Source organism: Sphingomonas sp. Leaf23 (assembly GCF_001421585.1).
Taxonomy (GTDB): Bacteria; Pseudomonadota; Alphaproteobacteria; order Sphingomonadales; family Sphingomonadaceae; genus Sphingomonas.
Window position 1 is genome coordinate 760,966 of record NZ_LMKR01000003.1, and the last position, 12,242, is coordinate 773,207.

The window sequence follows — 12,242 nt, forward strand, 5'->3', positions numbered from 1 at the left end:
TTACGGCCGTTCTGGTATCTGGATCGTGAAGGAAGCGCCACCCTGCGCGGCGCGGTCGATGGCGATGGTACCGCTGTGCGATCGCACGACGCCATACGCGATGGCGAGGCCGAGGCCGGTTCCCGCCCCGACATCCTTGGTGGTAAAGAACGGTTCGAACACCCGTTCGCGCCGGTCGTCGGGGATGCCCGGCCCGTTGTCGTCGATCTGGATGCGGAACATGCCGTCGGCAGAGCCGGTCGCGATGACGATCCGTCCGCTTGCCGGGTCCACCGCGTCGGCGGCGTTGGCGACGATGTTCATCACGACCTGATTGACCAGTGCGCCGGAGCATTCGAGCATCCGTATCGGGCCATAGTCGCGGACGACCTCCACAGTGCCCAGACGCGGCGCGAGCAGCGTCAGCACCGCATCGATCGCATCGGGAATGTCGATCAGCGACACCTCACCATCGTCCAGTCGCGAAAAACGGCGCAGCTTCACGACCAGTTCCTGAATGCGGGTGAGGCCTGAGCGGATCGACTGCAACCGATCCGATGCCTTGGTCAGCAACGCGGTGCGCGCCGCGTCGTCGGCGCTGGCGGCCGTAGCGACGGCGCGCTCGACCGTCGCCTGATGGGCGAGGATGAACGCCAGCGGGTTGTTGATCTCGTGCGCGATGCCGGCGACCAGTTCGCCCAGCGACGCCATCTTGGCTGATTGGACCAGTTGCGCCTGCGTCTCGCGCAGCAGGGCATTCGCGCCGGCAAGTTCGTCGTTGGCGCGGGCGAGCCGTTCGGCCGAGTCCGCTTCGGCGCGCGCCTGTGCCAGCGCGATCGCCTGCGCCCGTTCGCGTGCGATGCCGGCCGCTTCCTCGTCGCGGGCCAGCTTGCGGCGGACGATCGCACGGATTCGGACGAGCAGCATGTCGCCATCCTGCCCGCGCGACACGACATCATCCGCGCCCGCGGCCAGCCCCGCCAGCACCGTCGCCGGTTCGGCATCCTCGGTCAGCGCGACCAGCGCGATGCCGCTCGCCCGTTCGGTTCGGCGCCGATCCAGCGTGGCCGACAGACCGAAGCCGGGCGCGTCGATCGGTTCCACGACAAGGATACCGTCGGCGCTGTCGTCGTCGATCGCCGCAATCGCATCGGCAATCGCCGCGACATGGACGACCTGATAGCCCTCGGTCGCCAGCTGCGTGACCAGCCGATCCGTGGGATCGGTCGGCGGTGCCAGCAGCAGCAGCCGGGCCTGGCGCAGCGATGCCGCCGGGCCGTCGCCGACCGGCCGTGCCCGCACCTGTCGCAGCAGGGCGCGGACGCGCGACAGGATCAATTCGGCCCCGCCGCGTTTCGGCACATAGGCGTTGGCGCCGCTGTCGAGCCCCTGCCGTTCGACATCCGACGCATCGTCGCCGGTCAGCATCAGGATCGGCAGCGTCCGCGTCGCCCCCGTCTGCCGAACGATCCGGACCAGTTCGTCACCGTTCATGCCCGGCAGGCGATAGTCGACGACCAGCAGGTCGGGTCGGCTGTGGTTCAGCGTCTCAAGGGCGGCTTCGGCGTCGCGCGTCCGATCGATGCGAAAACCCGCGCGCTCGAACATCCGCCGCAGCTGCAGCGCCTGCGTATCCGAATCTTCGATCAGCAGGATCGCCGCGTCTTCGCTCACCGCGCGCGGTCCACGATGCGGCGGATGTGCGGTGCGATCAGGTCGAGCGGCAGCGACAGCGCGCCCGCCCGCTGCGCGGCGGCGGGCATGCCATAGACGACCGAGGTGCTGGCATCCTCCGCCACCGCCTGTCCTCCGGCGGCGAGCAGCGCGCGGACGCCGGTCGCGCCATCCTCGCCCATGCCGGTCAGCACCACTGCCAGCGCCGCCCCGTCGATCGCTGTCGCCGCGCTTTCGATCAGGCGGGTGGCGGACGGGCGTTGCCCACCCACGGGACCGTCGGTTGCGACGCGCATGGTGCCGCCCCGCGCGAGCATCAGATGGGCGTCGCCGGGCGCGACATGGATCGTGCCTGCGCGCGGCACTTCGCCGCTCCGGGCAATCTCGACCCGCTGCGGTACTACGCTGTCGAGCCAGCTGGCAAAGCCCGCCATGAAGCTCGCCCCCATGTGCTGGACCAGCAATATCGGCACGGGAAGGTCGGCGGGCAGCGCGCCGAACAGTCGCGCAAGGGCGGGGGGCCCACCGGTCGATGCGGCGACCAACAGGACCGAAGGAGGGCGCAGGCGGGGCGGCTGTACCGGCGTTGCCGAAGCGGCCGGCATCCGGCGCCGGACGACCGCGACCTCGCTCATGATCGCCAGCTGGGTACGGATTTCGTGCGCCACCTGCGCATAGGCGGCATCGCCCAGACCGACCGGCTTTTCGACGACCGACAGCGCACCGGCGCGCAGCGCGTCCATGCTGGTCCCCATCGCGCCTCCGTCCATGCTGGCGGAAATGACGACGATCGGGGTTGGATGCGCGGCCATGATCCGCCGTGTCGCCTCCAACCCGTCGATGCCGGGCAGGCGGATATCCATCGAGATGACGTCGGGCCGGAGCGCCGGCAGCGCCTCGATCGCTTCCTCGGCGGTGGCGAAGCTGGCGGCGACGGTCAGGCGCGGATCGCTGCCGACGATATGGGTCAGCAACGTCCGCACGACCGTCGAATCCTCGACGATCATCACGCGCGCGGGGGTGGGACGAACGGCCATCGCGTCAGATCAGCTGCTGGACGACGCCGATCAACATGCCCTGATCGAAATCCTGCTTGGTGACATATGCATCGGCGCCTAGGCTCAGGCCACGTTCGATGTCGTCAGGGCTGTTGCGCGATGTCATCATGATGACCGGTAAAGTTTTGAGCGCCGGATCGTTCCGTATCGCCGCCAGCAACGCGAAACCATCCATGCGCGGCATTTCCACATCGGCGACCACGAGATCGATCGCGTCGATGCCGGAGCGCAGCCGCTCCAGCCCGGCAAGACCGTCGACCTCGATCAGCACGCGGTAGCCCTGCGCCTCGAGGATGCTGCGCTCCAGCGTGCGGGTGGTGATCGAATCGTCGACGACCAGGATCGTCCGCTGCGGCGTCTCCGTCTTTTGCACGCTCAGGGGGCGGGCGGCTCGGCCGGTGGCGCGATCGCGTACCAGCTGCGCCGGATCGAGCACCAGCACGACCTCTCCGTTCAGCAATACCGTGCCTAGCACGAGCGGCAGGTCGGCAGCGATGGTGGCGGCATCGCCGACCAGCAGCGCGCGAACGTCGCTCAGCGCGTCGACGATCATCACCCGGCGGATGCCGTCGCTTTCCAGCACGACCGCGCGCAGCGTCGCGTCGGTGTCCGACTGCGCGACGCCCAGCACGTCGCCCAGTCGGGACACGGGCAGCGGACAGCCGTCGACCGCCAGCATCACTTCCCCGCCACTCGGCGACAGATCGGCCTGGGTGATCTGCAGCACCGACCGCACCACATCGGACGGCAGCGCGCATCGCACGTCGCCGACCTCGACCAGCAACAGCGTGCGGCGGGTCAGCGTGACGGGAACGGCGATGGTCACCACGGTGCCGCCGCCTGATCCGGGCATGATGCTGGCCGATCCGTGCAGCCGCCGCGCGACCTCCGCGACCACCGACAGGCCGATGCCGCGTCCGGCAACCTCGTCCAGCCGATCGGCGGTGGACAGACCCTGTTCGAACAGCAGGGCGTGGAGCGCCGCACCGCGCGGGGGCGGTGCATCAGCGGGGATCAGTCCGGCGGCGCGCGCGCGGGCCACGATCGCATCGTCGTTCAGGCCGGCGCCATCGTCGCGCACCGCAATGGTCAGCCGTCCGCGATCGATGCGGGTATCGATCGTGATCGTGCCCGCATCCTCTTTTCCCGCGCGACGGCGATGCTCCGGCGTCTCGATCCCGTGGCGCACCGCATTGCGCAGGACGTGGAGCAGCGGATCGCGCAGGGCATTCAGGATCCGGCGATCGGCCTCGCCATCGGCATCGTTCGTCCGCAGCCGGGCGACCTTGCCCTCGGCCGTCGCCAGTTCGCGAACGGCGCGCTCATAGCCGTCGAACAGGGTGGCGACCGGTTGCAGGAGCAGGCGTTCGCCGTCGCGCTCCAGCTCGGCGCTCGACCGGTCGAGCGCGTCGCGCAACCGGCCGTGGAGGCGGCGGATGCGGTCAAGCTCGGTGGTGGCCTGGCGGAGCCGGCGGGCGGCCTCGCCATCACCGGTCGTCAACAGCAGCGGCGAGAGCGCGGCCAAGTCATCAGCCAGCGCGCCTAGCCGGTCGGCGACCATGCCCTGTTCGGCGATCTGCGTCGCCATGACGTGCAGTGACCGCCCCAGCTTTTCGACGCTTTGACCGGAGATCGCGACCCGCCGGTCGGGCTCCGCCTCGTTCGCGGTGTCCGGCGTATCCGTCGCCGCACCATCCTCGATCGCATCGGCGAGACGGCGAAGTTCGGTGATTGCCGCGGTGTCCATCGCGCGGTCACCGCGCTCGATGGCGAGGATCAGCGCTTCGGCCTCATGGGCGGCGGCTTCGCTGGCGGGCAGTTCGACGGCGCGCGCCGCTCCCTTCAGGCTGTGCGCCCGGCGGCTGAATTCGCGCAGGTCGACCGGGCGGCCGGCATCCGCATCGGCCAGCGCCGCGCGGATGCCGGCCATATGCTCGGCCAGTTCCGACGCGAATGCCGCCAGCAATTCGGCCTGAAGCTCGTCCACCTCCGCGTCCGATCCGTTACAGGCGGTAGCGATCGGTCAGACCGACCAGCGTGCGCGACAGTTCGCCCAGGTCGCTTGCCGCCTGGTCCAGCTGGCGGGTCGATGCGGCGGTCTGTTGCGATGCCTCGCGGATGTTCTGCAGCGCGATGGTCACCTGTTCGATGCCGATCTGCTGCTGGTTGGTCGAGGCGACGATCTGCTGGAACGTCTGCACATTTTCCTGCACGCGGGTCGCCAGTTCCTCGATCGCGGCATGGCCGGCATCGGTACGCTCCTTGCCCGACGTGACGCGCTTCACCGCTTCCTCGGTCAGCATCACCGACGAATTGATCCCGCGCTGGATATCGCCCAAGATCGACCGAACGTTGCGGGTCGCGCCCTTTGCCTGATCGGCTAGCTGCTTCATTTCCGATGCAACGATCGCGAAGCTGCGCCCCTGTTCGCCCGCTGCCGCCGCCTCGATCGAGGCGTTGAGCGCGAGGAGGTGCGAGCGTTCGGACACGTCGTTGACCGTCGCGATGATGTCGCCGATCGCCTGCGTCTTTTCCGACAGCGCGACGATGTTGGCGGCAACCGCTTCCGCCTGTTCGCGGATTGCGTCCATCGCACGCGCGGTGTCGGCGACGGCGGTCAGGCCCGCGTCGCTGACCTGCGCGGTCGCCTGTGCCTGGGCGATAACCTCCTGCGCGCGGCGGGTGATCTGCGCGCCGCTATGCGTGATCTCGTCGACGGTCGCGGCGGTTTCCTGCACCGCGGCCAGCTGTTCCTCGACCGATGCCGCCTGTTCCTGCGTCGAGGCGCGGATTTCGGTCGTCGCGGCATTCAGGTCGTTGGTTGCCGCCCGGTTCTGCGTCGCAATGGTGCGCAGGCCGCCCACCATGTCGTTGAGCGTCCGCCCCAGCCGCCCCAGTTCGTCCGAGCCGGTCGCATCGGTGGTCGTCGACAGGTCGCCGCCGCCGATCCGGCCGACGAAGGACATGAACGAATCAAGCGGCCGGACGATCGAACGCCGAGTCGTTACCGCGACGGCAATCGCGATGGCGATGGCGACGATCAGCCCGATGATGATCGAGATCCGGCTCATGCCATACACATCGCGCGTCGCGTCGCGCCCGCGTTCGATCGCGACGTTCAGCGTATCGCGCGCTTGGCCGATGCGTGCGACGGTGACCGCATGGTCGCGAACGATATCCGGTTCGATCGCCAGCACGCCCGCCCGGTCGCCGGCGCCGACCGCCGCCAGCTGGGTTTCGACATCGGTACGCGTCTGCGCCAGCGCGCGTTCGCCCTCGGCCAGCTGTCGCACCATCCGCGCCCAGAGTTCCGAGCGCTTGCCGGTGACCGAATTGTCGCGATAGGTTTCCGCCGCGCGTTGCTGTTCGATGATGCCGCGTTGCGCCTCGTCGATGGCGTTGCGCCATCCGGTCGTCGCTTCGCGGACACGGGTGGTGTCGCCGGTCAGGAACGCCTGTACCAGGCTGGCCCGCTGTTCGACCTTGCGCGACAGGGCGTGGTCGATCCGGTTCAGCGCCTCCATCGAGGCGAGGTCGCGTTCGACGATCAGGTCGACGGTCTGGCGGACCTCGCCGATCTGGACCAGGGCATAAACGCCGAGCGCGAGGAGGATCGCGGTCAGGGCCGCGAAACCGGCGGCGATCCGGGTAGAGACGGACAAACCTTATCCTTCCTGAAGACGGGCGGGGAGTAGTCGTTCGATCAGCACGATAGGATCGATGCGTGTCAACCGTTCGTCGCCATCGATGACGAGCGTCGAGAGCGTGGGGGTAGCGTCCTGCCGGGGCATCGTCACGACCCCCGCCACCGCATCGACCGACAGCGCGATCCGCGGCGCGTCGTGCCGCAGGACGATCATCGTCGCGGCGCCCGCCGCGTCGCGGTCGAGCAGGGTGGCGAGCGCGAACAGGTTCACCACCGTGCCCCGCCACGCGACCAGCCCGCTCAAGGGCGCGGAAGCGCCGGGCAGGCGCGTGACCTTCGGCAACGGGGCGACCGCGCGTACGCAGTCGATCGGCAGACCGTGCGCCACCCCGCCCAATTCGAACACCAGCAGCGTTTCGGTCGGCCGGTCATCGGCCTGCCGTGCCTGCGCGTGCCTGCGCTGACGCGCGGCGAGGATCGCGGCGATCGCATCGGCATCAAGGCCGTCGGCGGACAGGATGGGTGCGTTCATTGCCCGGTTCCGATCGCATGGCGGATGGCGGCGGTCATCGCGCCGGCGGTCATCCCGTCGCCTTCGGCCAGTTCGGTATCGGGGGCAAGGGCGCTGGCGACGCGCAACGCATTGGTCAGGCTACGGCGACCATCGGGCGTGCGTCCCTGCGCCAGCAGGTAATGGCCGAACTGGTAATGCGCCATGGCAAAAGACCGATCGAGATACAGCGCGTCGCGAAACGCCCGCTCGGCGCGGTCCTTGTCGCCCGATGCCAGTGCGTCGAGCGCGATGAAATAATGGGCGACGGCATCGGGGGCGCGGACGACCTTTGGCTCGGGTGCCGGAACGGGTGGCACCGCTGTCGCCCGGATCGGGGCGGGGCGGGGCGCGCGTGGTGCGGGAGGCGGCGGCACAAGCGGCGCAGGTGGGGGCACGGGCCTCTGCCGCGTGCCCGGCGCGCGGTAGGTCAGGATGCCCGCGGTCAGGTCGCTGTCGGCCACCGCGTCGAAGCCGGGATTGGGTTCGGCATGGCCGAGCAGCAGGATACCGTCGGTCGCCAGTCGCGCGACCAGTGCGCCGACGATCGCGGTCGAGTCATCCTGCGAAAAATAGATCAGGACATTGCGGCACAGGATCAGGTCGTAATCGCTGAACCCCAGCGGCGCGGCGGCGTCGATCATCGCCAGCAGGTTGTGGCGTTCGAACCGGGCAAGCCCACGATACCGGTCCTTCAACCGATAGCGCTCGCCGGTTCGGTCGAACAGCCGCGTGCGCTCGCCTTCGCCCATCGTGCGCAGCGCCCAGGACGAATATTCCGCCCGGCGCGCCGCCTCCAGCGCCGCTTCGTCGATATCGGTGCCGGTCAGCGCGATGCGCCAGTCGGCGATCGCGTCGCCCAGCAGGTCGGTGAGCAGGATCGCGACCGAATGCGCCTCCGCCCCGGTCGAGCAGCCGACGCTCCAGATCCGCAGCCGGCGGTCCTCCCGGTGGCGGTCGATCATCGCGGGCAGGATATGGGTCTTCAGCGCCTCGAACTGTTCGGCGAACCGAAAGAAGAACGTCTCGTTGATCGTGACCGCGCTTTCGAGCAGCGGCCATTCGGGGTCGGCCGGATCGCGCAGTCGCGCGCGATAGTCGCCGATCGTAACATCGCCGGTCGCGACCATCCGCTGCGCTACGCGATCGGCGAGCTGGGCGTCCTTGTCCGCATAATAATGGTGGCCGGTTCGCGCGATCACCAGTGCCTTCACCTCGGCAAAGGCGTCGTCGCCGATCATGCCGCGCTCCATTGGTCGCGGCGTTCGGCGGCGGCGGCGGTCAGCACCGCCAGCACCGCGCGTTCGCTGTCCAGCAGCAGCCGGTCGGGCGCGACGACATGGGCGATGCCGCTGGTCGCCAGCGGCAGTTCGCCGACGATCGCGGCGTTCAGGCTGTGACCGGTGGCGAGGGACCCGACCGCACCGGACGCCACATCCTCTGCCCGGTCGACCAGCAGGCAGATATCGTCACGCAACCGGACGAGATGCGCCGACAGATCGATCGTTGCCGGCGCGTGCTGTGGGTCGAGCAGCACGCGCGGCGCCAGCACCGGCACCGGCCGCCCCTGCAGCGTCACGAAGCCGAGCAGCGGGCGCGGGAGGCCCGGCGGCACGTCGATCGGCAGCAGCGGCAGCACCTCGCGCACCGCCGCCATGGGCAGCGCGAGGCGGGTATCGCCGATGCGCAGGATCAGGAACGATGCGGTCATCACCGGTCGGCTATATCGTGCTTCGCCAGCAGCGCCAGATCGGCCGGGGTGTTGACGTTCGCAATTTCGGACGGGCCGCTGATGCCCTGCGCGCCGATCCGGTCGGCAAAGGCTCGCACCGACCGCGATCCCCCTGCCGCCAGCAATGCGTCGAGCGTGGTCGCCGCCGTTGCGGGCCACCACCCCACCACCGGCAGGTCGGACAGATACACCGCCGGCCCGGCGGCCGACAGGTACCGGCGCAGCTCGGCGGGCAGCAGGGGGGCGTCGCACGGCACGGTCAGCACCTGCGCAAAGCCGTGGGTCGCCGCATGATGCAGCGCTGCCCCGATCCCACCCAACGGTCCCAAATCAGGGGCGGGGCGGTCGGCGATGCTGGCGATGCCGGAATGCGCCCGGCCGACCACGACCAGTGCATCGACCTGGGGGGCAAGCGCATCGACCACCCGGTCGATCAACGCCCGCCCACCGAGCGTCGCCAGCGCCTTGTCGCTCCCGAACCGGGTCGAGCGTCCGCCAGCAAGGATCGCCCCTAGGATCACGACGCCAGCACCGCGTCGCCCCGCACCGATGTACGCAGCGACAGGCCGGCGGCGGCGGCACGGTCGACCGCAAGCGTGGTCGCCGCCGACAGCGTCGCGAGCAACGGACAGCCGGCCAGCACCGCCTTTTCGACCAGTTCGAACGAACAGCGCGACGAGAGCAGGGCAAAACCGCCGTCCCAGTCGAGGCCGCTGCGCCGCATCGCGCCGATTAGTTTGTCGAAGGCGTTGTGCCGCCCGACATCCTCGCGCACCAGCCGGATCGTGCCGTCCGGCGCACACAGCGCGGCGGCATGGGTGGCGCCGGTCGTCCGGGCCAAAGGCTGGTGATCGCGCAGCGCCGCCGCCGCCCCAAGGATCGCCGCCGGGGAAGCCGTGCTTGTCGCGGACAAGGGCGGCAGCGGCCGCAGCGCCTGTTCGAGATTTTCGATCCCGCACAGCCCGCACGACGATTCCGACACCCGATGCCGCACACGATCGGCCACCCGATCGTGGCGCGCAGGCGTGAGGGTGACGCGCAGCAAGGTGCCCGCCGCAACCCCGTGCGCCGTCACGTCGATCACTTCCCTTGCATTGTCGACCAGCCGCTCGGCGAGCAAAAAGCCATACGCCAGGTCGGTCAGGTCGGCGGGCGTCGCCATCAGCACCGCGTAGCCCAACCCATTGACCTCGACCGCGACCGGTGCCTCGACCGCGACTGCGCGTTCCTGTCTTTCGGCATCCCCCGATGCGGCCACCCGGTCGAACCGCCGGGTGGCATGCCCCCCCTGGTCCATCAGGCGACGATACGCACCGGCACCGCCTTTGCCGCCGGCGTCTGCGACCCGAAATCATGCCAGCCCAGCGGGATCAGCGGGTTGAGTTCGGGATAATAGCCCGCGATGCAGCCATCGGGCAGGTCGAACGGCACGACCTTCAGGCCCGAAACGCGGCGATCGATTCCGTCGTCGCCGTCGCCGACGATGGTCACGACCTGCCCCTTGTGCAGACCGGCCTTCTCGATCTCCTTCGGGTTCATCAGCACGACGTCGCGCGTGCCAGTGATGCCGCGAAAGCGGTCGTCATAGCCATAGATGGTCGTGTTGAACTGGTCGTTCGACCGCAGCGTCACCAGCCGCAACCGGCCCGGCGCATCGGGAATGTTGGTGCCCGACAGCGAACGCGGCACGGTAAATTCCGCCTTGCCGCTCTCCGTCTTCCACACGCGCTCGCGTGCGGAATTACCGCGATAAAAGCCGCCGGGCGTGAACATCCGTTCCTCGAAATCGTGGAACTGGTCGGGATAGGTATCCTCGATTAGCTTGCGGACCTTGGCATAGTCGCCGGTCCATCCGTCCCAGTCGACCTTCGGATTGGGGTCGAGCGTCGCCTTCGCGATGCCGGCGACGATCGCGACCTCGGACTTTAGATGCTCGCTCGCCGGTTCGTGCGTCGCGATCGATCCGTGGATGTGGCTGAACGTATCCTCGATCGTGACAATCTGTTCGCCGCCTGCCTGCTGGTCGACCTCGGTCCGCACGAGGCAGGGGAGGAGATAGGCGACCTTGCCGTTGATAAGGTGGCTGCGGTTCAGCTTCGTCGCGATCTGCACCGTCAGGCGCATCTGCGGCCACGCCGCTTCGATCCGTCCCAGATCGGGGATCGCGCGCAGGAAATTGCCGCCCAGCGACAGGAAGGCGTCGATCTCGCCCTTCAGGATGCCTTCGCAGGCGGTGACGGTGTTGTGGCCATGGTCCATCGGCGGTTCGAAATCGAACAGCTCACGCAGGCGATCCATCGGCACCAGTTCGGGCTTTTCCGAAATGCCGACGGTGCGCTGGCCCTGCACATTGCTGTGCCCGCGTACCGGCGACATGCCGGTGCCGACGCGCCCGATATTGCCCTTCATCAGCAGCAGGTTGACATAGGTCGCGACGTTATCGAACCCGTTCACCTGCTGCGTCAGGCCCATGCCGTAGATGCCGATCGTGCGATCCGCCTCGACATAGACCTGTCCCGCCGCCTCGATATCGGCACGGGGCAGGCCGCTTTCGCGTTCGATATCGGCCCAGTCGGTCGCGCGGACCATTGCCTCGAATTCGGCCCAGCCATGGGTGTGCTGTTCGATGAAGTCGATGTCGAGCACATGGACCTGATGCTCGGCCCAGCTCTTGTCCTCGGCGGCCAGCACATGCTTGGCGAGGCCGATCATCACCGCGACGTCGCCGCCGGGCTTTACCTGATGATATTGGCAGCTGATCTTCGTCTCGCTGCGCGTCGCCATCTCGAACGGGTTCTGCGGATCGGTGAAGGCGATCAGGCCCGGTTCCTTGACCGGGTTAAACGTCACGATCTTGCATCCGCGCTTCACCGCGTCGCGCAAGGGGTGGAGGAAGCGCGGACTGTTCGACCCGGTATTCTGGCCGAAGAAGAACATCGCATCGCAATGTTCGAAATCGTCGAGGATCGAGGTACCGACCGGCGCGCCGATCGTCTTCTTGAGCGCGACCGAGGTCGTCTCATGGCACATGTTCGAGCTGTCGGGCAGGTTGTTGTGGCCGTAGAGGCGGGCGAACAGCGCGTATAGATATGAGGTTTCGAGGCTGGCCCGACCCGACGCGTAGAAGATCGCCTTCTTCGGGTCTATGGCGCGCAATTCCGCGCCGATCGCGGCGAACGCCTCGTCCCAGCCGCATTCGACATAATGGTCGGTGGCATGGTCGTAGCGCATCGGGTGCGTCAGCCGCCCGACATGTTCGAGGTCGAAATCCTTCCACGTCTTCAATTCGCTGACCGAATGTTCGGCAAAGAATTCGGGCGTGCAGCGATTGGGCGTCAGGTCCCAAAGGGTCGCCTTGGCGCCGTTTTCGCAGAATTCGAACGGGTGCGGCTCGGCCGGCTTGCCCCATGCGCAGGACGTGCACATGAACCCTTTGGTCTTGTTCTGCCGGGCGAGTTGCGCCAGCGCGGCGGGGCGGTTACGCTCCTTGGCAAGGACCTTCGACATCCCCTTGACCGAGCCCCAACCGCCTGCCGGGCCGTCATATCCCACCACATCGTCCCGATCCGCCACGGCAATTCCTTTTCTACGCCTGTGGCGTAG

10 protein-coding genes are annotated in these 12,242 nt (G+C 68.3%); all 10 read right to left on the reverse strand.

Translation table 11 applies throughout. The features are described from left to right. From ASE67_RS11965 to ASE67_RS12010, 10 genes are read right to left on the reverse strand one after another with little or no spacing between them, the layout of a single operon-like run. On the reverse strand, positions 1-1,653 hold the full coding sequence (locus ASE67_RS11965; protein WP_055761226.1) for a response regulator: 1,653 nt from the start codon (positions 1,651-1,653) through the stop codon (positions 1-3). Continuing rightward, a complete protein-coding gene (locus ASE67_RS11970) occupies positions 1,650-2,690 on the reverse strand; it encodes a chemotaxis protein CheB (protein WP_200922212.1) in 1,041 nt (346 codons plus the stop codon). Before ASE67_RS11970 ends, ASE67_RS11965 begins: the two co-directional genes overlap by 4 nt. A 4-nt stretch (positions 2,691-2,694) precedes the next feature. Next, entirely contained in the window at positions 2,695-4,698 is a 2,004-nt protein-coding gene (locus ASE67_RS11975; protein ID WP_055761231.1) for a hybrid sensor histidine kinase/response regulator, read from the reverse strand. A gap of 16 nt (positions 4,699-4,714) precedes the next feature. Continuing rightward, the gene (locus ASE67_RS11980; protein WP_055761235.1) at positions 4,715-6,373 is read right to left on the reverse strand and encodes a methyl-accepting chemotaxis protein; all 1,659 of its coding nucleotides are present in this window, start codon (positions 6,371-6,373) and stop codon (positions 4,715-4,717) included. 3 nt (positions 6,374-6,376) lie between these two features. Further along, positions 6,377-6,889, reverse strand: coding sequence for a chemotaxis protein CheW (locus ASE67_RS11985; protein WP_055761238.1), 513 nt, complete (start codon positions 6,887-6,889; stop codon positions 6,377-6,379). Next, positions 6,886-8,148 carry a CheR family methyltransferase gene (locus tag ASE67_RS11990; protein ID WP_200922213.1) on the reverse strand — a complete coding sequence of 421 codons (1,263 nt, stop codon included), beginning with the start codon at positions 8,146-8,148 and terminating at the stop codon, positions 6,886-6,888. The genes ASE67_RS11985 and ASE67_RS11990 overlap by 4 nt, the downstream gene beginning before the upstream one ends. Next, positions 8,145-8,618 (reverse strand): chemotaxis protein CheW, encoded by a 474-nt coding sequence (locus tag ASE67_RS11995; protein WP_055761243.1) that lies wholly within the window; start codon positions 8,616-8,618, stop codon positions 8,145-8,147. Before ASE67_RS11995 ends, ASE67_RS11990 begins: the two co-directional genes overlap by 4 nt. Further along, entirely contained in the window at positions 8,618-9,160 is a 543-nt protein-coding gene (gene mobA, locus ASE67_RS12000) for a molybdenum cofactor guanylyltransferase (protein WP_055761246.1), read from the reverse strand. The genes ASE67_RS11995 and mobA overlap by 1 nt, the downstream gene beginning before the upstream one ends. Next, complete coding sequence (gene fdhD, locus ASE67_RS12005; RefSeq protein ID WP_055761249.1) at positions 9,157-9,936, reverse strand: formate dehydrogenase accessory sulfurtransferase FdhD; 780 nt, start codon at positions 9,934-9,936, stop codon at positions 9,157-9,159. The genes mobA and fdhD overlap by 4 nt, the downstream gene beginning before the upstream one ends. Then, positions 9,936-12,212: an FdhF/YdeP family oxidoreductase gene (locus ASE67_RS12010; RefSeq protein ID WP_055761253.1), complete on the reverse strand. Its 2,277-nt coding sequence runs from the start codon at positions 12,210-12,212 to the stop codon at positions 9,936-9,938. The genes fdhD and ASE67_RS12010 overlap by 1 nt, the downstream gene beginning before the upstream one ends. Between the last annotated feature and the right edge of the window lie 30 nt (positions 12,213-12,242).